31 protein-coding genes and 1 tRNA gene are annotated in these 23,293 nt (G+C 48.4%); 23 read left to right on the top strand and 9 right to left on the bottom strand.

The features are described from left to right. Positions 1-198 precede the first annotated feature (198 nt). The 3 genes from HCR03_RS04460 to HCR03_RS04450 all read left to right on the top strand — a co-directional run bounded on the left by HCR03_RS04460 (position 199) and on the right by HCR03_RS04450 (position 4,282). Entirely contained in the window at positions 199-2,265 is a 2,067-nt protein-coding gene (locus HCR03_RS04460) for a GH25 family lysozyme (RefSeq protein WP_187036813.1), read from the top strand. A gap of 371 nt (positions 2,266-2,636) precedes the next feature. After that, positions 2,637-3,347, top strand: a complete 711-nt coding sequence (locus HCR03_RS04455; protein WP_066643498.1) for a sigma factor — start codon at positions 2,637-2,639, stop codon at positions 3,345-3,347. Next, a complete protein-coding gene (locus tag HCR03_RS04450; protein WP_187036811.1) occupies positions 3,344-4,282 on the top strand; it encodes an anti-sigma-I factor RsgI family protein in 939 nt (312 codons plus the stop codon). Before HCR03_RS04455 ends, HCR03_RS04450 begins: the two co-directional genes overlap by 4 nt. A gap of 377 nt (positions 4,283-4,659) precedes the next feature. Here the strand turns inward: HCR03_RS04450 and HCR03_RS04445 are convergent, their stop codons facing one another. From HCR03_RS04445 to HCR03_RS20480, 4 genes are all read right to left on the bottom strand, one after another. Next, the gene (locus HCR03_RS04445) at positions 4,660-4,827 is read right to left on the bottom strand and encodes a hypothetical protein (RefSeq protein WP_156989458.1); all 168 of its coding nucleotides are present in this window, start codon (positions 4,825-4,827) and stop codon (positions 4,660-4,662) included. A gap of 584 nt (positions 4,828-5,411) precedes the next feature. After that, a complete protein-coding gene (locus HCR03_RS19665; protein ID WP_228725102.1) occupies positions 5,412-5,654 on the bottom strand; it encodes a hypothetical protein in 243 nt (80 codons plus the stop codon). Between the two features lie 3 nt (positions 5,655-5,657). Beyond that, positions 5,658-5,804 carry a type II toxin-antitoxin system HicB family antitoxin gene (locus tag HCR03_RS19660; RefSeq protein WP_228725101.1) on the bottom strand — a complete coding sequence of 49 codons (147 nt, stop codon included), beginning with the start codon at positions 5,802-5,804 and terminating at the stop codon, positions 5,658-5,660. Between the two features lie 30 nt (positions 5,805-5,834). Beyond that, on the bottom strand, positions 5,835-5,939 hold the full coding sequence (locus HCR03_RS20480) for a hypothetical protein (RefSeq protein ID WP_407926854.1): 105 nt from the start codon (positions 5,937-5,939) through the stop codon (positions 5,835-5,837). A 36-nt stretch (positions 5,940-5,975) separates the two neighbouring features. On the opposite strand from HCR03_RS20480, the gene HCR03_RS04430 reads away from it, so the two are divergent. The 8 genes from HCR03_RS04430 to HCR03_RS04405 all read left to right on the top strand — a co-directional run bounded on the left by HCR03_RS04430 (position 5,976) and on the right by HCR03_RS04405 (position 10,224). After that, positions 5,976-6,260, top strand: a complete 285-nt coding sequence (locus tag HCR03_RS04430; protein WP_187036809.1) for a hypothetical protein — start codon at positions 5,976-5,978, stop codon at positions 6,258-6,260. A 15-nt stretch (positions 6,261-6,275) separates the two neighbouring features. After that, positions 6,276-6,893 (top strand): hypothetical protein, encoded by a 618-nt coding sequence (locus tag HCR03_RS04425; protein ID WP_156989461.1) that lies wholly within the window; start codon positions 6,276-6,278, stop codon positions 6,891-6,893. Between the two features lie 180 nt (positions 6,894-7,073). Further along, positions 7,074-7,457, top strand: coding sequence for a terminase small subunit (locus tag HCR03_RS04420; RefSeq protein WP_407926837.1), 384 nt, complete (start codon positions 7,074-7,076; stop codon positions 7,455-7,457). Further along, positions 7,376-7,573 carry a hypothetical protein gene (locus tag HCR03_RS20475; protein WP_407926853.1) on the top strand — a complete coding sequence of 66 codons (198 nt, stop codon included), beginning with the start codon at positions 7,376-7,378 and terminating at the stop codon, positions 7,571-7,573. The genes HCR03_RS04420 and HCR03_RS20475 overlap by 82 nt, the downstream gene beginning before the upstream one ends. Next, positions 7,536-8,333, top strand: a complete 798-nt coding sequence (locus HCR03_RS04415) for a PBSX family phage terminase large subunit (RefSeq protein ID WP_066643297.1) — start codon at positions 7,536-7,538, stop codon at positions 8,331-8,333. Before HCR03_RS20475 ends, HCR03_RS04415 begins: the two co-directional genes overlap by 38 nt. Before the next feature lie 54 nt (positions 8,334-8,387). Next, a complete protein-coding gene (locus HCR03_RS04410; protein WP_066643301.1) occupies positions 8,388-9,689 on the top strand; it encodes an esterase/lipase family protein in 1,302 nt (433 codons plus the stop codon). A 49-nt stretch (positions 9,690-9,738) separates the two neighbouring features. Continuing rightward, positions 9,739-9,873 carry a hypothetical protein gene (locus tag HCR03_RS20040; protein ID WP_267459217.1) on the top strand — a complete coding sequence of 45 codons (135 nt, stop codon included), beginning with the start codon at positions 9,739-9,741 and terminating at the stop codon, positions 9,871-9,873. Between the two features lie 111 nt (positions 9,874-9,984). After that, positions 9,985-10,224, top strand: coding sequence for a hypothetical protein (locus HCR03_RS04405; RefSeq protein ID WP_066643303.1), 240 nt, complete (start codon positions 9,985-9,987; stop codon positions 10,222-10,224). A gap of 141 nt (positions 10,225-10,365) precedes the next feature. On the opposite strand, the gene HCR03_RS04400 is transcribed toward HCR03_RS04405, so the two are convergent. After that, positions 10,366-10,442, bottom strand: a tRNA-Ile gene (locus HCR03_RS04400). 158 nt (positions 10,443-10,600) lie between these two features. Here HCR03_RS04400 and HCR03_RS04395 point away from each other — a divergent pair. After that, complete coding sequence (locus tag HCR03_RS04395; RefSeq protein WP_066643305.1) at positions 10,601-10,864, top strand: late competence development ComFB family protein; 264 nt, start codon at positions 10,601-10,603, stop codon at positions 10,862-10,864. Here HCR03_RS04395 and sdaAA read toward each other — a convergent pair. From sdaAA to HCR03_RS04380, 3 genes are all read right to left on the bottom strand, one after another. Continuing rightward, positions 10,861-11,736 (bottom strand): L-serine ammonia-lyase, iron-sulfur-dependent, subunit alpha, encoded by an 876-nt coding sequence (sdaAA, locus tag HCR03_RS04390; protein WP_187036807.1) that lies wholly within the window; start codon positions 11,734-11,736, stop codon positions 10,861-10,863. The two genes, HCR03_RS04395 and sdaAA, sit on opposite strands and share 4 nt — an antisense overlap. Before the next feature lie 13 nt (positions 11,737-11,749). Next, positions 11,750-12,412: an L-serine ammonia-lyase, iron-sulfur-dependent subunit beta gene (sdaAB, locus tag HCR03_RS04385; protein WP_156989463.1), complete on the bottom strand. Its 663-nt coding sequence runs from the start codon at positions 12,410-12,412 to the stop codon at positions 11,750-11,752. Positions 12,413-12,531: 119 nt separating this feature from the next. Next, positions 12,532-12,735: a hypothetical protein gene (locus tag HCR03_RS04380; protein ID WP_066643313.1), complete on the bottom strand. Its 204-nt coding sequence runs from the start codon at positions 12,733-12,735 to the stop codon at positions 12,532-12,534. A 127-nt stretch (positions 12,736-12,862) separates the two neighbouring features. On the opposite strand from HCR03_RS04380, the gene HCR03_RS04375 reads away from it, so the two are divergent. The 10 genes from HCR03_RS04375 to HCR03_RS04330 all read left to right on the top strand — a co-directional run bounded on the left by HCR03_RS04375 (position 12,863) and on the right by HCR03_RS04330 (position 21,872). Further along, positions 12,863-13,183, top strand: coding sequence for a putative heavy metal-binding protein (locus HCR03_RS04375; protein ID WP_066643316.1), 321 nt, complete (start codon positions 12,863-12,865; stop codon positions 13,181-13,183). Between the two features lie 70 nt (positions 13,184-13,253). Further along, the gene (locus tag HCR03_RS04370; protein ID WP_066643321.1) at positions 13,254-14,039 is read left to right on the top strand and encodes a M15 family metallopeptidase; all 786 of its coding nucleotides are present in this window, start codon (positions 13,254-13,256) and stop codon (positions 14,037-14,039) included. Positions 14,040-14,117: 78 nt separating this feature from the next. After that, positions 14,118-15,587 (top strand): glutamate--tRNA ligase, encoded by a 1,470-nt coding sequence (gltX, locus tag HCR03_RS04365; RefSeq protein WP_187036805.1) that lies wholly within the window; start codon positions 14,118-14,120, stop codon positions 15,585-15,587. Then, on the top strand, positions 15,587-17,275 hold the full coding sequence (locus HCR03_RS04360) for a glutamine--tRNA ligase/YqeY domain fusion protein (RefSeq protein WP_187038011.1): 1,689 nt from the start codon (positions 15,587-15,589) through the stop codon (positions 17,273-17,275). The genes gltX and HCR03_RS04360 overlap by 1 nt, the downstream gene beginning before the upstream one ends. Before the next feature lie 385 nt (positions 17,276-17,660). Continuing rightward, on the top strand, positions 17,661-18,830 hold the full coding sequence (locus HCR03_RS04355) for a Spi family protease inhibitor (protein ID WP_187036803.1): 1,170 nt from the start codon (positions 17,661-17,663) through the stop codon (positions 18,828-18,830). Between the two features lie 81 nt (positions 18,831-18,911). Then, positions 18,912-19,394 carry a hypothetical protein gene (locus HCR03_RS04350; RefSeq protein ID WP_187036800.1) on the top strand — a complete coding sequence of 161 codons (483 nt, stop codon included), beginning with the start codon at positions 18,912-18,914 and terminating at the stop codon, positions 19,392-19,394. 248 nt (positions 19,395-19,642) lie between these two features. Further along, positions 19,643-19,945 carry a hypothetical protein gene (locus HCR03_RS04345; RefSeq protein ID WP_187036798.1) on the top strand — a complete coding sequence of 101 codons (303 nt, stop codon included), beginning with the start codon at positions 19,643-19,645 and terminating at the stop codon, positions 19,943-19,945. A gap of 90 nt (positions 19,946-20,035) precedes the next feature. Next, a complete protein-coding gene (locus tag HCR03_RS04340) occupies positions 20,036-20,362 on the top strand; it encodes a hypothetical protein (protein ID WP_187036796.1) in 327 nt (108 codons plus the stop codon). Positions 20,363-20,380: 18 nt separating this feature from the next. Next, positions 20,381-20,836 (top strand): hypothetical protein, encoded by a 456-nt coding sequence (locus tag HCR03_RS04335; protein WP_156989469.1) that lies wholly within the window; start codon positions 20,381-20,383, stop codon positions 20,834-20,836. 553 nt (positions 20,837-21,389) lie between these two features. Continuing rightward, a complete protein-coding gene (locus tag HCR03_RS04330; RefSeq protein WP_187036794.1) occupies positions 21,390-21,872 on the top strand; it encodes a hypothetical protein in 483 nt (160 codons plus the stop codon). Positions 21,873-21,952: 80 nt separating this feature from the next. Here the strand turns inward: HCR03_RS04330 and HCR03_RS04325 are convergent, their stop codons facing one another. Next, positions 21,953-22,930, bottom strand: a complete 978-nt coding sequence (locus tag HCR03_RS04325; RefSeq protein ID WP_066643344.1) for a biotin--[acetyl-CoA-carboxylase] ligase — start codon at positions 22,928-22,930, stop codon at positions 21,953-21,955. Positions 22,931-23,091: 161 nt separating this feature from the next. Between HCR03_RS04325 and HCR03_RS04320 the strand changes: the two genes are divergently transcribed. Continuing rightward, positions 23,092-23,289 (top strand): DUF951 domain-containing protein, encoded by a 198-nt coding sequence (locus HCR03_RS04320; protein ID WP_066643347.1) that lies wholly within the window; start codon positions 23,092-23,094, stop codon positions 23,287-23,289. Positions 23,290-23,293: the final 4 nt, after the last annotated feature.

The following is a 23,293-nucleotide window of genomic DNA, read 5'->3' as shown; positions in this document are numbered from 1 at the left end:
ATCATGCAGAGTTTTGGAAGCGCAAGACAAAAAGGAAAAATAGAAAGAAGAATTGATTTGTTCCCAAAAACAGGAAGCCTCTTTTTGTAGTATTCGCTTGACAGGAAACTACCAAAAAAATATAATAAATAATGTAACAGAATTCGACGGAAAGTTCGCTTTCTACAAAATGAAATGAAATGAAACGGAGGAACAGTGTTGAAAAAAAAGATTCTTGCTCTGATCCTGGTCGTATCTGGTATGATACTAATGTCTTTTCCGACCTTTGCTGCAGATAACAGTTCGGGGGGATTCCAACTCAATGAGTCGTCGATCGGAGTAAGAGTGGGTGATTACACGACATTATGCGCTTACTTTGGTTCCTCGGTCGATACGGATGTTACATGGACATCCGCCGACAGCACGATTGCCACGGTGGACAGCCAGGGGCAGGTGACCGGCAAAAAAATCGGTCAGACGATTGTAACCGCTACAACAGGCGCGTACAGCGCGTCCTGTGTTGTCAACGTCGCTTATAAGGGGATCGATGTTTCCCGCTATCAGGGAACAGTTGACTGGGCCGCCGTGAAAAATTACGGCATTGATTTTGCCATGATCCGTACCGGATTCGGCAGTGAGAACTGGTCTACGCAGACAGACCCGTACTTTGAAACCAATTATTCCAACGCGAAGGCAAACGGTTTGAAGGTTGGCGCTTATCATTACAGTTACGCCACCAGCGTGGAAATGGCGGAAACGGAGGCCGACTTCTGCCTGCATATTCTCAATGGCAGACAACTGGACTATCCTGTCGCCTATGATGTTGAGGACAAGGATCAGTGGGGATTGTCCACAGACACGCTCGGACAGATGGTACAGGCTTTTTGCAGTAAACTTGAGGCGGCCGGGTATAAGACCGTTGTTTACAGCTACTACAGCTTTTACAAAGCTCATTTGACCAGTCCGCTGGTCGCACAGTACGACACATGGATAGCGCACAGTACGGACATGACGAGCTTCAGCCCATATACCATGTGGCAGTACGGCCAAAGGTCGGTGCCCGGTGTATCAGGCTCGTGTGACGTTGATTACAGTTTCTACGATTATTCCGGCAGCGGCAGTGGCAGCGGCGATGGGATCACGACTCCTACGGTACCGGATTCTTCCGAGCAGAATTTCACCTGTGATACCACCGGAACCTATACATTCGGAACGAACTCGATTTATTATTACAAGATTACGACCAACGACACCTTTACGCCCTCCGCGTCCTCCTCGAATCCTGCTGCCGTCAGTGTGTCCTATTCCAAGAGGCTGACGGACGGCTTCCTGTATAAGATTACGAATAACGGACCGGGCGAGGCAGTAATTACGACGACGGCGGGGAATGGGACCGCGGTATCCTTTACGGCGGTCGGTTCCGGAACATCCACCGTTTCGACTCCACAGGACAACTCCGGTTCTGCCGATAACGGCGGAACTTTGAAATGCGACACAACGGCTTCATATACATTTGGGTCCAATCATTCCTATATTTATAAGATTTACTCGACCGGTTCAACAGCCCCGACCGCGACTTCCTCCAATCCGTCCGCAGTGACGGTATCCTATTACGGCAAAACTTCCGGCGGATATCTGTTTAAAATCACAAATGCCGGAACGGGCGCGGCGGTGATCACAACCAAGGACGCGAGCGGAGCATCCGCATCCTTTACCGCCAACGGGACACTGCAAAGTAGCGCTCCGGTTTCGACGGGGACTCTCAAGTGCGACACGACGGCCTCTTATACGTTCGGATCGAATAATTCCTATATTTATAAGATCTATTCGACCGGCTCGACGGCTCCGACCGCGACTTCCTCCAATCCATCCGCGGTGGCGGTATCCTATTACGGCAAAGCTTCCGACGGATATCTGTTTAAAATCACAAATGCCGGAACGGGCGCGGCGGTGATCACAACCAAGGACGCGAGCGGAGCTTCCGCATCCTTTACCGCGAACGGAACGCTTTCCGGTCAGGTTCCCGCCGGGATTCGATCCGACACTCCCTATTTGTTTACCATGTCGAAAGGCAAAACCTACATGTTTAAATTTACTCCGGCTTCCGGTAATCCCGTTTTACATTTTAACACCGGTAACAGCTCGGTCATCCAGTCCGTCTCCGTCACACAGTCCGGCGGCAGTTATTTCTATCAAATCAGAGCGGCAGGTTCCGGTCAGGCGGGCGTTTATGCGGCGGAACAGGGAAAGTCTGCTCAGCGGCTGAGTATTGTCACGGTTTCATAAAACAGAAACGCAAAGGGCGCGCGAACAGCTTTCAAACCTGTTCGCGGGCCTTTATCGTCTTCGGAGCTGATTGTTCCGACGATGTCCGCTTTACGGTCCGGAACTGCCAGCAGGAAATTCCGGTATCGCAGGGAACGGAAGGCAGCTAATCGTAAAATTGTGTTGTTTTTCGAACAACGAGATTATTCTCTTTCCCAGGTTATGGTAGAATAAATTCAAAATCAGGGCTGAAATTGTCAAATAACGGGATTGGAGGTTATCAATCTTATGGATCATGATCTTTTGTTCCTGCAAGGCGGTGATTCGTAAGGAAGCGAACGGATATTCTATAAGCGGGGGAAAATTGGGAGGGAGAAACAAACTTGTGCGAAATGAATCAACAGGCTGTCCGCGCGGCAAAGGACGATCTTTTTTTCAATTCCTTTGTACGGAAAAATGAATTATTTATTCTGAAATGCGCATCGGAGACAACAAAACGTTATTTAACAAAAAATGACGACGAGTGGGCGGTGGCACTGGGTGCATTTTCACAGGCGGTAAAGGCTTATTCGGCGGATCGAGGCAGCTTTTCAGGGTTTGCCAAACTTGTAATTCGCAGAAAACTAATCGATTACATACGGTCTCAGGCGAAATTCCGCGCGGAAACCGCAGTGAGTCTTTCCACGCTGGATTCCGATCCGGAGGAGAGCGAAGAAAACGCAACGGTGTCAAAAGCGGTTTTGTATCAAAGCGAAAGGGCGGCGGACGATTCTCTGAAAATGGAGATCGAATGCGCGGGACAGGACTTTTCAAGATACGGATTTTCATTTTTTGATCTGACAAAATGTTCCCCAAAGGCAGAGAAGACGAAAAAAGCATGCGCGAAGGTCATTGCCTGCATCGTAAGCAGCTCTGTTTTGGTCAGTGAGATGAGGCGTTCCAGGTGCCTCCCGATCAAAACTTTGGAAAAGAACAGCGGAGTGCCCCGAAAAATACTGGAACGTCACCGTAAATATATCATAGCGGGGGTAGAGATAATGACCGGGGATTATCCCTTCCTCGCTGGATATATGCGATATGTCCGGGAGGAGCTGAACAGATGAAAGGCGTTATTGTAGAAATCAGGGGAGCTCATGCTGCGGCCCTGTCGGACGATGGTTGCATAATCAAGGTCAAAGACAGAAATTATGCGATTGGACAGGTGATAGAAATGAAAAAGCAGGTGTTTGGAAATCCGGCGAAAACAATGGCTATAACTGTCGCGGCGGCTTTGACGCTTATGTTCGGCGTATCGGCGTGGGCCTATTGCACCCCTTGCATTTATGTCAGCCTGGATGTGAACCCTTCGATTGAATACTCCGTCAACCGGTTCGGCAGGGTTCTCAGTGCAAAAGCAGTGGATCAGGATGCCGTAAAAGTTCTGGAGCAGTTAAATCTGCAAAATCAGTCAATCGATGAAGCGGTCAGAAGCACGGTTCAACAGATTAGTCAGGAAGGCTACTTTCAATCCGATGATCCGGGTGGAATCATGATCGCGACCTACAGCGATAATGAAACAAGCGCGGAAAAACTGGCAACCAACCTGAAGGATACTGCCGAACAGGAAGTGGATGACGCGAAGACGCCTGTAGATGTGGAGTCCGTCAGCGTTGGGTACGAAAGAGTCCAGGAGGCGCGCGCACTTGACACCACGCCCGGCAAACTGAACCTTGTGGAAAAACTGCAGGCCAGCACGGGGGACCCAAGCAGTGTTGATGTTACCCAATGGCTGAGAAAGCCCGTAAAAGATATTATGAAAGCAATCAAAGAAACGAAAAAGGCCTCCGGGGACGATGATGCTGAGGATGTGCAAAATGATACCGGGACCGACGGGGACAGCGCCTCAAGCAGCCCGGAAACCGCCTCTTCGGAAGATTCCGCTCAACCCCGAGACGCAGGGCGTATCCTCTCAGCCGACCAGGCAAAACGGTGCTTCCGCAAACAAAGCCGCCTCTTCCCAGAATCATTTGGACAAGTCCGGGAATCAGGGCCAGAGTAATAAGTCGGAGAAAGCCGATGCTGAAATTCAGGATTCATCATCTTCGGCGGCCCAGACGGAGATCAAGGAAAAATCAAACAACGGCAACAGCGCGTCCAATGAAGAAGAAGACAAGTCAAAGCCGAACTCTTCCGATTCCAAGCCGGGTAATGCAAAGTCCGATTCCGGCCAAAAAAGTAACGATCATTCCAATTCCGATAAAGCGAAAAATAAATAACAGGTGCTCCAAGACCTCGGTGGGAAACGAGCCGAGGCCTTGGAGCATTCTTCAGTCCTGTCTTCTTCGGGCGGGGCCTGTTACCGTTTCTGCGAAGACAGTCGAAAATTCCTACGACAAAGTGGGAATGAGTGCATTGCCGAAGACTGCAAGGAATAACTTAGCCCTTGATCTTTGTCATGTGATCGACGTATCTGCGCAGTTCTTCAGCCGTCCTGATGTTGTCGTTTTGATCGTGAACCGTCAGCTGGATCTGTACAGGAAGCTTCATAAAGTACTGCCGCGTGCTGTCGCTGTCCATAAGCAATTCATGCAAATTTCTATACAAAAAATCACCTCAAAGATAGTTTCTACAAGGTACTCAAAAATATAATTCGTCTCTGTTGCTTTTTTTAACACGGTTGCCCGGGAAAAATCTTTGAGGAGTCCCGCCGAATTTGCCGATCTGCGGAATATGGATGGCCGTAGCCTGGCAGTATCATCGCCGAGACGGCTCAGGAGTATTCTATTTTCGAAATGGATTATTAAATTTCAGACGTTTCTTGGTCGAAGGTTCCAAAAAGAGGACAACCGCCCCTAACAATAATCCGATCAGCATTGAGGCAATAAATTTCATGGTATACAACTCCTTTTACAATAGTTTGCTCCAATCGACGAGCGTCATCCCACTAATTCCAAAATGCGCGGGGTAACGGTGAGAAGGCGTGAAAAAGCCGCACCAAACAACCGAAAAACGGCTGTCTGATGCGGCTTTTGCTTTGGTGGGCTTTAAATCCGAATTGTTAGGTGGTGCTTGGTAGCTGGGATCATGAGTGTAATAGTAGGTAATGCATTCACGGAGCTGCCCATCTCCCGAATAAAATTCTGCGTTCCGTCCGCCCGGTGTGACAGCACCGAGCGGGCATTTTTGTTTTACTGGACATGTAATTGCGATTTTAAGGCGTCTTGCAGAGTTTGAGAAAAGTTGACACCAGCGCGTTCAGCGCGGGAATTTAGCCATGCCGGAATGGAAACGTTTTTCCGAACAGCACGATTGTCGGTTTCGGCGCGGTAGCGGTCAGTATCAATATCAACCATAGCGGCAAACTGATTTGCGGAAAGGGTGAAATCGGACGGGGTGCGAGAGGGAACCGGCTGCTCGTCATGGTCTTCCAACGTTCAGAGACAGCCGCCGAGAGCGTCCTTTATCATGCGGGTCGCTTCTTCCAGTGTGCTGCCGTCAGTGACGCAGCCGGGCACGTCGGGAACCTCAACGGTATAGCCGGTTTCTGCTTTGGTAAACACTGCCGAATAAACATAATACATAAAGATTCCTCCTTGTAAGGAAGTGGAAATTCATTCGATTCCCGCTTGATGAAGCATTTTATGGGCGGTAGTATCATCTATTTCACGGTGGTGCTTGACCGGGAGTGTTGTCTTTGTTTTAGGATTGTAATAAATATCGTGATTTGCTCCCGGCCTGTCATATGAGAATCCGTGGGATTTAATGCACCCAATTTTACTCTGAATATAAGTTTTGGGCTTAACAACACAGGGGTATCAGGATCAATAAAAAATGGAACCGCGTCAAATAGTTTTGGATTGCGAGCTTCGTTAGCAGAATTAAAGTTGGAATTTGAAAGTGCAACTACAGCCAAATTGAGCGATAAAAGCAATCAAACTAATTATTTAAATGTAAGTGCCAGCGGATGGTTTATTGCAGCAGCAGCAATATTTGTTCGAACCGGACAGTGGATTGGCTCTCCGCAACCAACGTATTAAGGGTTAATTATAAAATTGTGGTATAGTATTGTCAGAATAATTATTTTCATATTATTTTCCATAGGACTTTTGTTTTTTTATAAAAAGCACAAGAAAGTCTTAAAAACGAGGGGAATTATAGTTTCATTTCTGGTTGCAGCAGTCTGTTGTTCTTTATCTTCCTTATTACCTGTAGAAAATCTTTTCATTACTTTTTCATCTCCGCAAACTGTTTTTAACTATTCGGTTATGGGTGATATAAATACGGTTGTTGAAGGGGAAAAGTCGGCTTTGATTCTATATACCAATGAAGGCGCGAGATCCCGGTCAATTATTCCCAAAAGTAAGACAGGTTGGAAAATAAAAATTTACTCAACCAATGAAGAGACATTTTCTAAAACCTGGCTGGATAGTGACGAGAAAATTTATAGGATGAGCGTTTATTGGTGTAAACATACAAACGATTATTATATTATTATATCGAAACTTTTTACTGACGATCCAGTCAATATTGTAGACAACAGAAATTCATTGTTCCAAAAAAGTAAATCGTCGATAGATTCCAGTATAACTTATTATGCGTATGTTAATGATATTGATCAAAATTATAAATTAACTGTTGATGGAAAAAGCATACATATTGACACAAAATGAAGTCCCTTGAAATCAGCTGCTTCTTCCTTGAATTCCTTGTCATATTTCCTCATAACACACCATCCTGTCTCTTTTCATTTTATCACATTTAGTGTGTTTGCCCTCTGCATTTTTATGATATCACTTCAGGACGCCTATCGCGGCGTCCGTTTTTATACTCATTTTTTGGAGGTGACAACCATGACGAACAAACAAAAACGCTTCTGTGAGGAATACCTCATCGACCTGAATGCCACACAGGCGGCAATCCGGGCAGGGTATAGCCCCGCGGCAGCCTCCGATATTGGAAGTGAGAACCTGAGAAAACCCCAGATTCGCGCGCGCATAGACAAGGCCCTCGCGGAGCAGTCGAAGCGGACGGGTGTCACTGTCGACCGCGTTGTCCGGGAACTGGCCCGCGTCGCCTTTGCCAATTCGCAGGACGTGATCGATTTCGACAGTGCGACGATCAAAGCCGGGCCGCCCGGGACGATACCGCCGCGATTTCCTCGGTCAAGGTCAAAACAATTCCGACCGCAGACGGTGAAGGTGTGGAGCGTGAAATCAAAATGGCCGACAAGCTGAAAGCCTTGGAACTGTTGGGCCGCCGCCTTGGCCTGTTTACCGACAACGTCAATCTTTCCGGTGAAGGAGCGATTCAGATTGTTGACAACATCCCCAAAGACAGTCAACCTGACTGACATTATCGCCCCGTCGTTTTACGGCCTGCACCGTGACATTGCCGCGGAGGGCCACACGTTTTATAAGCTGGGCGGCGGGCGCGGTTCTGCAAAGTCGTCTTTCGTCGGGACTGAGATTCCGCTTGGCATCATGCGGGACGCGGCGGCGGGAAAATTCACAAACGCCGCCGCGCTGCGCCGGTATGGCATCGACCTGAAAGACAGCGTCTATACTCAACTTCTGTGGGCAATCGACAAGCTCGGCGCGTCCCACCTTTGGCGGGCGTCCCTGTCGCCGCTGCGGCTTACCTATAAGCCGACCGGGCAGCAGATTCTTTTTCGCGGAGCCGACGATCCGATGAAGATGAAATCCATTAAAGCCCCGCGGGGGTACATTAAATACCTGTGGTTCGAGGAACTCGACGAATTCGAGGGGCCTGAAAAAATCCGGTCGATTCAGCAGTCGATTTTAAGAGGCGGTGAGAAATTCACCGTCTTTTATTCTTTTAACCCGCCGCGGAGTCAACGCTCCTGGGTGAATGACCAGACGGTGTTTACGATGCCCGGCATGGTGGAACACCACAGCACTTATTTGACCGTGCCGCGGGGATGGCTGGGAAATAAATTCATCCTTGAAGCGGAACACCTGAAAGCCGCAAAGCCGGATGCCTATGAGCATGAGTACATGGGCGTTGCGACCGGGACCGGAGGCGAAGTAATTTCCGGGTGCCCTCTTTTTTTACAAAGTCGTAAAGTTGTATATTGTGAAGCTGTAAAATAATGGTATTATATGTTTGTGCTTCTAAAAAAATAAGATTCAGAAAGGTAGCTGAAAATGAAAAGGACAAGAAGAATTATTTCTTTAGCGCTTTCGCTTTCGCTTATTTTTAGCTTTGCATTCCATTTAGGCTCGAAGGCTGAAAATGTAACAGCTTCGCCTCTTAATAATTACCCTATTGTACTTGTACATGGACTGTTTGGATGGGGCAATACTGAAATTGCGCACTTAAATTATTGGGGCGGAACGGATAGCATAAGAGAATTACTTCAAAGCAAGGGATATACAGTCTATACGCCAACCATAGGCCCCGTTTCAAGTAATTGGGATAGGGCGTGTGAGCTTTATGCTTATCTTGTTGGCGGGACAGTTGATTATGGCGCTGCGCATTCAAAGAAATATGGGCACGAACGATACGGTAGAAAATTCGGCGGCGTTCTACCGGAATTGAATGAGCCAGACAGCATTCTTAAAATTCATTTGGTCGGTCATAGTATGGGCGGTGAGACCATTCGTATGCTTGCACAGCTCTTAGAAAATGGCGATACTCAAGAACAGGCCGAGACAACGGATGGCAGTCTGAGCCCTCTCTTTTCTGGCAAATGCCGGCATTGGATCGATAGCATCACAACGATAGCTACTCCGCATGACGGGAGTCAATTCGATGATACTGAGTATAAACTTGAGCCGCTTATGCATCAATTTGTTGCGGCGTTAGCCGCAGCAGCCGGTACAAATATTGATGATACAAATTTGGGATTAGATTTTAGGCTTGATCAATGGGGGCTCGAGAGAGAAGCAGGCGAATCTTATGTAAGTTATTATAAGAGAGTTATGAGCAGCAACCTTTGGAAAAAGACAAATGACTTAAGTATTTATGATCTTGATACGGACGGTGCTGCTGTTTTGAATGCGTACGCAAAGGCCCAACCGGACATCTACTATTTCACAATTTCTTGTTCAGATACATACGCTTCGCCTGTTTATCCGCACTATCAGATTCCTTATCCGAATATGAATCTGGCCCTATTGAAGAGTTCTATCTATATGGGGCATCATGTCAATTATGCAGTTGGGCACGTCACAGTTGACGAGGCCTGGTGGGAAAATGATGGTATTGTGAGCGTTCGGTCTGCAACCCGGCCACACAGCGATTCCAGCGACCCATATAATGAGAATTACGGTGTGGCACAGGATGGCACATACCAGTTCAAGAGTAATACACCGAAGGGAACTTGGAATTATATTGAAGAAATTGAGAATACGGACCATATAAATGTTGTTGGCCAGAGTAGCAACAAAGCATACCTTCAGTCAAAATTTATTCAACTGGCAGCAATGTTGGAAAGTATATCATAATGATTGAAACTGTAGTAAATGTTCCAATGGTAAGATATAAAAAAGGCCCATGGGATTAATTTCCGGAGGGCTTGCTTTTTTAATCATGAACGCGAACCTTCAGACGATTGCACAGGACCAGGCAATGATCTATGCGGAGCTGAAGGAGATTGAGGGGAAGGTGGAGGGGAAAACGGAAAAGTGAATTAAGGCCCCGCCTGTGGTGGGCGGGGCCGGTTTTTCTACATTTTTCCGCTTGTAAAAGCCAAACACGTGTTCTATACTATAACAAAACACATGTTCGGAGGAATCGCCCATGATCCGAAAGGTTTATGTTGACGTTGTCGCGGAGTTTGATTCAGACGGCCACATTATGCCGCTTGCCGTCAAGTGGGAGGATGGAACCCGGTATGAAGTTGACCGGGTGCTGGATGTGCGGCGCGCCGCATCCCTCAAGGCCGGCGGCGCGGGGATCCGCTACACATGCCGAATCATGGGAAAACAGGCCTGTCTCTGGCTGGAAGAAAACCGGTGGTTCGTGGAGGCGAAAAGGTAGAAAAGCACAAATGTTCTGACATGCATTTTGACTTGCATGATTGCGAATTATAGCGTTTTTTATCGTACTTTTGCGTTAAAATTAAGCGTGAAAAAACCGCACCAAACAACCGAAAAACGGCTGTCTGATGCGGCTTTTGTTTGGTGGGCCATCAGGGACTCGAACCTTGGACCGACCGGTTATGAGCCGGTTGCTCTAACCAACTGAGCTAATGGCCCTCTTTTAAACACAAGGGAATAGGTACCAGAAACTATATAATCATACCATAATCAGTCCAAAAATGCAACCATAAAAATAAAAAACAAAATAGGTGTAAGCACTTACAATTTTTCCTAATAGATGATATGATATAAGAAAATAAAATGGGGAGGGTTCCATGAAAATTGTAAATGTTACGGAAAGCCTTGCGGAACAAAAACTGGATGAAATCATCGATTCTCTCGGCTGCTGCAAATGTGACCAGTGCAGAGCTGATATTATTTCTTACGCGCTGAACAGGCTTTCTCCCAAATATGTCAGCACGGATATTGGCAGAGCTTATGTAAAGCTGGACACCATGTCAAGCCAGTTTGAGGTTGATTTGCTGGCCGCTTTGTATGAAGCCGCCGAAAAAGTGAAGAAGAATCCGCGGCATCATTAAATGTTTCCGTGGATTCTTTTTGCTGCGGTGATGCCCGCAGGGGTTGCGGCCAGGCCGCCTGTTCCGGTCTCCTTCAAGGCGGCGGGCATCATATCGCCCACCTCGCGCATGGCGTCGATCACCTCGTCGGGCGGAATCGCGCTGCCGATTCCCGCGAGAGACATGTCTGCGCAGCTGATGGCGTTGACCGCTCCCACCACGTTCCGCTTCACACAGGGAATCTCCACAAGACCGGCGACAGGGTCGCATACCAGACCCAGAAGATTCATCAAGGCCATGGCGCAGGCGTTGGCACACATCTCGGGGGTGCCGCCCTTCAGGCTGACGACGGCCGCGGCGGCCATGGCGGAGGCGGAGCCGATTTCTGCCTGACAACCGCCCTCCGCCCCGGAAATGGACGCGCGCGAAGCGATGATCTGTCCGAATCCCGCCGCGACAAACAGCGCGGATATGATTTGTCGATCCTCGATTTTGTTAGCCTTTGCAAACGGAATCAGTACGGCGGGCAATACGCCGCATGAACCGGCCGTCGGCGCGGCGACGATCCGCTTCATGCAGGCGTTGCATTCGCCCATCTGGAGCGCCTGCGCAATCACTTCAGAAAAAAATCCGCTGACAATGCCGTTTCCGGTTTTCGCGTATTCCTCCATTTTGCCGCCGTCTCCGCCGACCAGGCCGCTTTTCGAACGGGCCTCCGCGCGGTAACTTACGCCGGCGGATTTCATGGCCGACCAAAGCGCGTTCATCTGCCGCAGGGAATCCTCCCGCCCGGTTCCGCGGTCCTTGACGTCCTCGTCCAAAATGATTTCCCAAAGAGGAAGATTTTGTTCTTTTGCCGTTGCCAGAAGCTGTTTTACAGATGTAAATGCCATAGCAAATCCTCCGCTATTCGTCAAGATTCAGATAGGTAACTTTAATAATCCCGTCTTTCTGCGCAAGGGAAGCAAGCGGTTCCGCCGGAATCGGCTGGTCGCATTCCAGCACCATAACCGCATAGCCGCCCCTTACGTTTCGGTACAGTTGCATGGAGGCAATGTTGACTGAATATTGGTATAACAGCTCTGTAACCTGAGCCACGTGACCCGGTTGATCCAGATTATGAACGATCAGTGTCGGGCAGTCTCCCGAAAAATTTGTTTCGATACCGTCGATCCGGCAGATACGGATTCTTCCCCCGCCGAGGGAAGAGGCGACGACTTCCAGTTTTTTTCCGCTTTTTCCGGATACCCGCAGCATCGCGGTGTTTGGATGAACGTTTCGCAGAGCGATGACGCCTGTCCGAAATTTCATTCCCTGTTTTCCGGCGATATCAAAGCTTTTGGGAATGTTTTCGTCGTCCGGGTTCATCCCCAGAAGTCCGGCGACGAGCGCCCGGTCGGTCCCGTGGCCTTCTCCAGTCGCGGCAAAAGAGCCGTGCAGAAGCATTTCGGCGTCCGTGACCGGTTCCCCGAGCAGCTTTCTTGTAATGAAACCGATTCTCACGGCCCCGGCCGTATGGGAACTGGACGGGCCGACCATAATCGGACCCATGACATCAAAAAGATTCATTCGTTTCCTGCCTTTCCAGAGAGGCACAGGACGAAACTTCGCGCTTCTGTGCTGCCGTTACCGAATATCATATCACGTTTGGCGGATAAATCAAGAAGGGCGGCGGAACCTTTCTCGATTTATCCGCCGTCTTTCCCGTTTCCGTTTTGTCCGAACAGCGGCTCGGATACTTCCGACGCGGCCATCAGGGAAAGCTGATCTCCGACCACATTCAGGAAAGCGCCGAGAACATTCATTTCGTCGGCGCTTAATTCCCGGGAAATATCCAGCGCGAACGCCGTGGCCGCCAGCACCAGCTTTGTACCGTAGTCGTTTCGGCTCATAACATCATCCCCAGAAGACCGTGTCATAGAAGCATATGGCGGCAAATATTCAATTAGAATGATTGCGCCGAACGCTGCGCGGATTTATAATATCCGTGTATCGAATTGAAGAAGGAGAGTGTGACCGATGGTCTGTACAACAACGCCCTCGATCGACGGCAGAAAAATTGCAGAGTACAAGGGGATTGTGTTCGGGGAAGTGATCTCCGGCGTGGATTTCATCAAGGATTTTGCGGCGGGGCTGTCAAATTTTTTTGGAGGGCGCTCCGGCACCTATGAGGAAGAGCTGATTCAGGCGAGGGAAAGCGCAATTTCCGAGATGGAACAACGGGCCCAGCGCCTTGGCGCCGACGCCGTGGTCGGGGTCAAGCTTGACTATGAAGTGCTTGGCGCAAACAACGGCATGCTGATGGTAACAGCTTCCGGCACGGCCGTGCGGCTGGAATAAGTCCGGAATCAAACGAATTATTTTCGGCATTCTTCCCATACTAGTTTTAGGTTTCAGGGGGGAATGCAGAATGGGAAATCACAAAAAAGGATTTAGGAATTTTCTTTTTGTTTTTGCGGGTTTTGTTTCGGTTTTTGTTTTTTTTGCGGCGTGTGTTATTACATTTTTAGAGGTTTATTCCTATCGCGACAGCAGGGAGGAAGCGGCAAATGCGGGCGCCGCTTCCTCCGGCGTTTCTTCGGCGGCCTCGGCCGCTTCGCCGTCCTCCGGAGGTACATCTGCGGCCGCCTCAACGGATAAAAATCTCATTCTGGTGAATTACAGCCATAAGCTGCCGGACAATTATGACCCGGACCTTATCACCGTATATGAGGTGCAGATTAACCGGAGGGCCGCGGCCGCGTATGAAAAAATGAACGCTGCCGCAGCGGCCGACGGAATATCGCTGTGGATTTCTTCCGCGTACCGAAGCAGCGAAAGACAGAGCGAACTGTTTCAGGAGGAGATCGAAGGGTATTCCAAGTCCTATTCTTCTCCCGATGAGGCGGAGGCATACGCGGAAAAATCGGTAGCCCGCCCGGGCTACAGCGAGCACAGCACGGGCCTTGCGCTTGATTTAAACGGGGTGCGGGACGATTTTGACACAACGCCCGCGTTTCAATGGCTGGACGAACACGCGCAGGATTACGGGTTTATCCTGCGGTACCGGAAGGACAAACAGGAAATCACCAAAATCAAATATGAGCCGTGGCATTATCGCTATGTTGGGGTGGAAAACGCGCGGATGATGAAAGAAAAGGACCTGTGCCTGGAGGAATACCTTGATTTCCTGCAAAAAAAGGGGAACGTTCATTGATTATCCCGCCGAAATTTGGTATAATCTACAATCAGAATCTTTCATGGCAGTGAACGAAAAAGCAGGAGGGTGTGACCCATGCGGGAGAAAGTCAGGACTAGATTTGCCCCCAGTCCCACCGGCATGATGCATGTCGGGAATCTGAGGACGGCATTATTTGAATATTTAATTGCGAAATCCGCCGGCGGGGATTTTATCCTCCGCATCGAGGACACGGACCGCGAACGGTATGTGGAAGGCGCGCTGGACATTATTTACCGCACGCTTGACATGGTGGGACTCAAACATGACGAGGGCCCGGATCTCGGCGGCGGCTACGGCCCCTATGTACAGAGCGAACGAAAAGACTTGTACCGGAAATATGCGGAGCAGCTGGTGTCGGAGGGCAAAGCCTACCGCTGTTTCTGCACCAAGGAACGTCTGGAATCCCTGCACGAATCCAAGGAGGAAAACGGCGGCGGCTACGACCGTCATTGCCGAAATCTGTCGGCCGAGGAAGTGGGACGGCTTCTGGCCGCAGGAACACCCTATGTGATTCGTCAGAAGATGCCGATTGAGGGTTCCACCACGTTTGACGATGTGGTATACGGTCCGATCACGATTGAAAACAGGGAATTGGAAGACCAGATTCTGCTGAAATCCGATGGTTACCCGACTTATAACTTCGCGAACGTCATCGATGACCACTTGATGAAAATTACCCATGTGGTGCGCGGCAGCGAATACCTGTCCTCTACGCCGAAGTATAATCTTCTCTACGAGGCGTTCGGCTGGGATGTGCCGACTTATGTGCATTTGCCGCTGATTATGGGTAAAAACGCGGACGGAAGCGTTTCCAAGCTGTCGAAACGGCACGGTTCCACCGGCTTCCATGACCTGATTGAAGAAGGCTACCTTTCCAGGGCGATTGTCAATTACATAGCCCTGCTTGGCTGGTGCCCGAAGGACAACCGGGAGCTGTTTACGCTTGAGGAGCTGGTCGAAAATTTCTCCATTGACGGAATCAGCAAATCGCCGGCGGTATTCGATTACGACAAACTGCTGTGGTTCAACGGGGAAATCGTCCGCGCCATGCCGCGGGAAGAGTTCTTGGAAAACGCGATGCCTTATTTTCGGCAGCTGTTCCCGCAGGGCGATTATCCCTGGGATGTGCTGGCGGGGGTTCTGCAGCCGCGCGTGACCAAATTCAGCGATATTCCGGGTATGATCGGATTTTTAAAGGAACTGCCCGATTATCCGGTCGACGATTATATCAATAAAAAGAGCAAGACAAATCTTGAAAACAGTGTGGCCATGCTGAAAACCGCGATTGCGAAGCTGGAGGAGCTTGGCGACTGGACGATGGAGCCAATCCATGATACCCTGATGGGGCTTGCACAGGAACTGGGGGTTAAAAACGGAACGCTGCTCTGGCCTGTGCGCATCGCGGCGGCCGGAACCAAGGTAACCCCCGGCGGGGCGATCGAAATTCTGTGTTTCCTTGGCAAAGAGGAAGCGCTGCGCCGCCTGAACGTCGGTCTTGAAAAACTGAACAAGGAGTCGGTATGATGAGCGAAGAGATCAAGAGCGCGGAAGAAACCGAAAGCGCCGGAAATTTTATTCATACCTTTGTCAAAGAGGATGTTGCCCCGGGCGGGCGCTTTGAGGGGAAGACGGTTCACACCAGGTTTCCCCCCGAGCCGAACGGATATCTGCACATCGGGCACGCCAAGGCAATCTGCATCGACTTTGGAACGGCGGAAAAATTCGACGGGCTGTGCAATCTGCGCATGGACGATACCAATCCCACAAAAGAAGACGTCGAATATGTCGACGCCATCCGCGAAGATATTCAGTGGCTTGGCTTTTCGTGGGACGACCGCTTTTATTACGCCTCCGACTATTTTCCGAAGATGTATGAACTGGCGGAAAAGCTGATCCGCGAGGGATTCGCCTATGTCTGCGAGCTGACGCAGGAGCAATTCCGGGAATACCGCGGTGACCTGACGCATCCGGCGCGCAGCCCGTACCGCGACCGCCCCGCGGAAGAAAGCCTTGATTTGTTTCACCGCATGCGGGCGGGCGAGTTTGAGGACGGGCGCATGACGCTTCGCGCGAAAATTGACCTGACCTCCGGCAACTTTAACATGCGCGACCCGGTGATTTACCGCATCAATCACATGGCGCACCACCGCACGGGAACCGAATGGTGCGTCTACCCGATGTACGATTTCGCGCACCCGATCGAGGACGCCGTCGAGGGAGTCACTCACTCGCTGTGTTCGCTGGAGTTTGAGGATCACCGCCCGTTGTACGACTGGGTGATCGAGCATATCAATCTTCCCGCGAAGCCCCGCCAGATTGAGTTCGCGCGCCTTGGCATCAACAATACCGTCATGAGCAAGCGCAAACTGCGGCAGCTGGTTGAAAACAACTACGTTTCCGGGTGGGATGACCCCCGCATGCCGACCCTCTGCGGCCTGCGCCGCCGGGGGTACACGCCGGCTTCCATCCGCAATTTCTGCGAACGGATCGGCGTCGCGAAAGTAAATTCCACCGTGGAATACGGTTTTCTGGAGCATTGCCTGCGCGAGGACCTGAACGAGAACGCCCGCCGCGCCATGGCGGTTCTGGATCCGGTCAAGCTGGTTCTCACGAATTATCCGGAGGATAAAACCGAACGGTTCGACGTAGAGAATAATCCGGAGCGTCCGGAGGCCGGCACCCGTCCGGTCAGCTTTTCACGCGAGCTGTGGATTGAGCGCGAGGACTTTATGGAAGTCCCCGAAAAAAAGTATTTCCGCTTGTTCCCCGGAAACGAAGTGCGTTTAAAAACCGCTTATGTGGTGAAATGCACCGGCTGTGAAAAAGACGAAAACGGCAATATTACGGTGGTATACGCCGAATATGACCCGGAAACGCGCGGCGGCAATACGCCGGACGGCAGAAAAGTAAAAAGCACCATCCATTGGGTGGACGCCAAAACCTCCGTGGATGCGGAAGTCCGTCTGTATGACAGCCTGTTTACCGTTCCGGACCCGGAGGCGGGGGATTTTCTGGAAGAGTTAAACCCCAATTCCCTGAAAGCGCTTAACGGCTGCAAGGTGGAGCCCTGGCTGGCGGAAGAGAAGGCGCCCGCCGCGTTCCAGTTTCTGCGGCAGGGCTATTTCTGCTTGGACAGCCGCGACAGCAAACCGGGGCACCCGGTGTTCAACCGTTCCGTTTCGCTCAAAGACGGCTTTAAAAAGAAAAAATAAATTTTCTCAATAGCAGCGCCCGGTGTGGTTTAAAAACGCACCGGGCGTTTTGCACCTGTTTGTTTGAAAATTGGGACTTAATTTGATTCAGTTGATAGATTCCAAACTTGCTTTTGTTAATTCATAAAAGCAATAATGGCAAAAACAAAGCATTGATACAAAATAATATAATTTTAATCGAAAATAGTGTAACAAAACGATGATCTCAGGTGTTATATTATCGGAACAAAAAATACTAAGGAAAAAACAGGAACTTTCCAATGCGCATGGGAAGAAATAAAAAAGAAAGAGGATGATACCGTTGGTTCAGTCAGCGGGGAAGAATCTCCCCACGCGACCTCCTTTTGTACGCCTGTCAATCAAAACAAAATTAGGAGGTAGAAAAATGTTAAAGACTTGGAAAAAAGCGATCAGCCTGGTTCTGGTCTTTGCCCTGTCCATGATGGTGTGCGTGTCCGCGTTCGCGGATGAAAATGTAGACAGCGTGAAAGACTCAGGAGTTAAGGATTCTGCAATCACCTATATTTCGGAAGCCGACGCTGTCCTTTTGGCAAATCAATGTATAAAAACTTCTGTCGCAACTGATGATCATTGCTCATGGAGCGATCAAACTACTATAAAAAATGCAACTCCAATTTACGATTTGAATCAACAAATAGGTTATTACTTGTTTCGGTTAAACGAGGGATATATTTTTGTAAGTGCTTCAAGTGAAAACCCCAAAGTAGTCGCCTACTCTTATGATGCCAATTTTATAGCTGATAACATGCTAAAACGTACAAATTCTGTTATCACAAGCAAGGATAAAATCGTATATGCGGGAGGATTAGATTTCTATAAGCAAGAAGATAATACTTATAAAGAATTAGATACTGATGTAACAGTGAAAACAAGTGACATTTCAAATATGAAAAAAAGATATAACAATACAATCAAAAATATCACAAGTAATAAAGCTCAAAAGAATTTAAATACTATAAAAGCACAGAAAAATGAAAACACATTGCTTTCATCAACGTTATCGGATGAGTCATATACTATTCCTAACCTATGGGATGTTGATTATCAAGTATATGTGACTGGTGATTTTCCTGGGTATTCCAATCATTGTACCCCAACTGCCGCAACAAACTTTATAGAATATTGGGGTACAAAAGCTGACAATTATAAATCCGCACTTTGGAGCGGTAGTGTTTTTCAGGATTTATATACTGATTTAAAAACGAATGTCGGTAAAAAAGGTACTTATCTTTCCGACATATTACCTGGTATACAAAAATATTCTGAGAGTCGTAATGTCGAATTAGGTGTGGGTTGCACATTTAAAGCGACATCTTATGATGATTGCGTCTATTATATTCAAAGAGGTCCATTTTTATTGCTTCTATGGAATGATATGAGCCCTAAAGAATATAAAAATCATACTGTGCTTGCGGTAGGGACAGGGAACCATTATCTTCGCATTCTCGACGGTTGGAGTGTCAGCAAATCAAATTTCTTTGATAGTGATTACGCTTTAGCTGACAATGCTGATGGAGTATCTGAAACTTTCTGATAAATGCCAAGAAAAAATCGATTGCGGGGTGGATGACAAAAGTCGCCGTATATTTCTTTTATATTTTGCAGGAAGGAGGAAATGAAAAGATTGCGATTAAAAGTGGTCTTATTAATCAGTTGCATATTTTCATCTATCCTGATAATAAACCTTTCGGGATGTTCAGGGAAATTACCCTTCCTCTCAAAAACGGAGAAATCTATGTTGTTTTCTGATGGATATGATAAGGCGAATGTCACTATCGAAAAAGTAAAAATCAGCGATGGAAATACCGGAAAGAGCTTTGAGACAGAGGATCAGGAGATGATACGTTCACTGTTTGACGAACTGGACACGCAAAAATTGTCTTTTAGAGATGGTTCATTGGCTTCCGGATGGTCTTACTCCATTGACTGTACCTGCAAGGGCATTTCCGGACAATTTAGTTATACTCTTGATTCCGGTTTTGTTGGATATGATGGGTATTCAGGAAAGCTAATCACCGGATTCTATGTTGCAGATGATTATGATTCCATTTATAAAACACTACAGAATTTTTACAACGAGTTGAGCACAAGTACATAGAGGTTCGGGCCGCCGTCTGCAACCGGATGGGAAAAACAGGAATTCACACCTGTTATTTGTTAAAACAAAAGACATCGGCAAGGGAGACAGTCTAACGAAATTCCAAACGACATTAAAAAAAGCAACGGAATGTCTCAATGCAGCTTTCCCCGACTCTACTTCAAAGTAGTGACCCCAAACAATAACAGCGGGCCGTCAGAGAAAAGCTGTTGGCCCGCTGATTTTTACAGGAAAGGGGGTTCGGATTAATGAAAAATCTTTTCATAAGAGTAGTTGGACTTGCGCTGCTGTTCTTTAATATGATGTATTGTGCCGATACGGTACAGTCAATATGGGTAACGGAATATGAATGGGTTGCTTTCCTGAGTACGGGAAGAAGATTAGTGGATTATATTCATCCGTTTACATTTTTTGCCGTCATCGTTAATTTTGGCATTGCAATCTATCTTCTGTATCTGTCCAGAGGGAAGCAGAATGGCAAAGCCGATCACGATTGTTCTGAGAAGCAGCAGATCAGCGAAGACAGGGACAAGGAAAAAATTCAAAAATAGGTAAAAAATCCTGACGTAAACCTGCGCCGGGATTTGCCGTTTCTTTATTCCGCGTTCTTACAGCTTTTTGATCAAGGAGGAAGCAAAGCTTTGCGAAAGAACATATGGATGATAAACTCTCTTTTTGCGGCGCTGCTTTGGATTGTAACACTGTTCCGGATGATTTGCTACACGCAGGGATTCCGGGCCGCGGCTAAGGAAGCGGGCAGGCCGCCGGATTTGGCTTACCGGCTGAGCGAACTGGGCTTCAATGTGCTTTTCGGTCTGTTCCTGCTGTTTCTGGGCTGGTTCCTTGCATATGGCTTTGCAAGGCTTCGCTTCGTCCTTCCCGCTGTTTTCACGGTTTTGCTGATTTCCGCTCTGATCGAATTTGCCTTTACTCCATGGAGCCGTGCTCCGTGGATTTTTGAAAAATAATTGCTTGGAGGAATTAACGTGCAAAAATCCAACCGGGGAATCATCCTTGTTTTTTTGATCATTTTAGGGGTTCCACTCGGTTTTTTCCTTTATGGGTATTTTACGTCGGATACTAGAATGTATCAGGATTGGGGTTTCATCGTACCGAGCAATTTTAAAAAGCAATATTCCGTGTCAGAAACCGGCGGCACGGGTGACAGGGAAACATATGAAATTTATGCGTTGAATGGAACAGACACGCAGGGAGATGCACCGTTCTTAGAAAAAATGTCCTCACAAAAAAGCACGGAGATGCAGGAGCAGATGATTGCGATTCTGAAAATATTAGACGTAGATACACAAAAATATCCCAATTTCTCTCATGATTATCAATGGAAAGTTTTAAATAAATCCTATAGTCAAACTAAATTATATATCGTTTTTGACACAAAGTTGTCTTTGATATATTTAGTACAGGATATATGGGCGTCTTAGAATATTAGATAGGCTTTCAATTATAGATAACTTTGCAAAGAAGATTATAAATCGCTTGAAGGAATTGCGATAATGAAAGAAGCGCAGGATGCAGGAATTCTTACCCCCTTATTTAGTAGAGATTGATCTTGATATGTAACGAATGAGTTTTAAACATGAAAGCCTATTTTTAAATATTTGTGAAGGTACGCTTCCAATAAAATATGAGAGCAACGCCCGGTCTCGAACCCGGCGCTGCTTTTGTTTACGCTGAAATTTTAAAAATCCATTATAACTCACAAAAGTAAGATATCAATTTTATTGATTGCTACAAATTTAAATTTCTTTTGTAACAAATCGTGTCGCCAAGTGGTTATATTGCTTGATGGAAAAAACAATCAAGGCTTTTAACGATAAGAAGATAATTTGCGGACACAAACCGCTCCTCGCTGGAAAGTCAGCGGAAAAGAGACGATTGAATGGAAAGGATGTGATTCCAATGTTCTGATTTCGGCGAAAGGATTTTCTGCTGTTGTAAGCCAGTCAACCGTGGTAAAATCAAGGAGGTAATGAGATGATCAAAACAAAAAGAATGCTGTCGGTTTGGCGTTGGCTTTCACGCTGTTTCATCCTGGTTTCAGCGGATAAGAAGATGTGGTTTCAGACTCTTCTGACCGGAGGCCGGGGGGAGGACACGGTTCCGGGGCTTTTCTATGGGCCGTGGAACGAATGCGGCTGCTGGGGCTGGCGCACCTTCAGCTTTAAGGATACTGCGGAGGCCATGGGACTGTTTGCCGCGGTACTTACTCCTCTGATGCCGGATAAGGTAACACAGGTTGCCGCTTCGGAAATCGCCGTGGCGTTTCAGGGCCTGGCCTACGTCGGCGGTTTTTCCCATTTCTATAGAGGCGTCCAAAGGACGCGCCGGGAGGCGTATTACCCGAACGGCACGTTTGCATTTTCCGAATTCCGCTATGAAATCCAGACTTATTTGGTGGACGACGAAGGGAATACGCATGACCTTGGAACGATCACGCAGCTATATCATGTAACTTAACGAAGCCGCAATACGGTTAGGCAGTTTCGCAGTTCATAAAAAAGCGGCGTCCGCGCTGACTTTGCGCTGGACGCCGTCGTTTAATGCCCGTAGATCCCCTGTACGCTGACTTCTCCGGCAGTGACGGTTTCCCTTGTTCCGTCTTCCAGTTCGACGATCAGCTCGCCGCCGCTGGAAATGTCCGCGGCGACTCCCTTTACCTGCGCGCCTCTGCGTGTGAATTCGACCTGGCGATCAAGGGAGACGCACAAGCTTTTGTATTCTTCCCAAAACGCGGGGTCTGCTTCGGCGTTTTGTTTCAGCAGAGTTTCAAACTGAATCAGAATTTCCTGCAAAAGAGAAACGCGCCGCAGCGGTTTTCCGCCCGCCATGCGGATGGAAATAGCTTTTTCCCTCAGGGACTCGGGAAAAGCCGTGTTGTTTACGTTGACCCCGATTCCGACCGCGACGAATTCAATGCGGTCGACCTCTGCCGTCATTTCCGTCAAAATCCCGCAGACCTTTTTGCTCCCGATGACGACGTCGTTTGGCCATTTGATCCTGGCGTCGCATCCGGAAAGGGAGCGGATGGCTCTGGCTACGGCTAGCCCCGAAAGCAGGGTCGTGACGGAGACGCGCAGCGGCAGGATTCCGGGCCGGAGCAGAACGGTGAACCACAGTCCGGTTCCCGCGGGGGAAGCGAAGCTTCTGCCAAGGCGGCCCTTGCCCCCGGTCTGCTGTTCCGAAACAAATACGCTGCCGTTCGGAGCGCCGGTGAGCGCTCGGCGCTTTGCTTCCTCATTGGTCGAATCGATTGTATCGAAGCAGTAAATATTCCTGCCTAAAAACTCCGTTTCCAAACCGGCGCCGATTTCGGCCTCTGAGTAACGGTCCGGGCAGCTTTCCAGACGGTATCCGCGGTTTGTCGCCGAAACGATGCCGTAACCTTCCTCCCTCAGCGAGTTGATGTATTTCCAAACCGCCGTGCGGGAAACATGTAATTGTTCGCTGAGTTCCTCCCCGGAGATGTACTCTCCGTTTTCACGAAGACGATTGAGAATCTGCTCTTTGGTTCCCATAATAATCCCAGCCTTATCGTTCAGAATGGCTTTATTATATGCCGAACTTGGGCAAACCGCAAGTCGCCTGAAAAACTGCACGGCGGATATTGCCGTTTGGCGAATTTTGGTCTATACTAAAGACTGTGGTCTTTTAATTGCGATGGAAGAGAGGTGCGCCCATGGACGTCAGACCGGGAGACGTACTTCAGATGAAGAAGCCGCATCCGTGCGGATGCAATACGTTTCTGGTGCTGCGCTCCGGCATGGATTTTAAAATCCGCTGTCAAAAATGCGGCCATGAAATTATGGTTCCGCGTTTGAAGTGCGAAAAGAATATTAAAAAAATCATCCGGGAAACCAGCCAGGATGAGTTATAGCTCT

This window comes from Caproicibacter fermentans (genome assembly GCF_014303955.1).
Classification (GTDB): Bacteria; Bacillota; Clostridia; order Oscillospirales; family Acutalibacteraceae; genus Caproicibacter; species Caproicibacter fermentans.
This window is presented reverse-complemented; position numbering and strand designations above follow the sequence as displayed.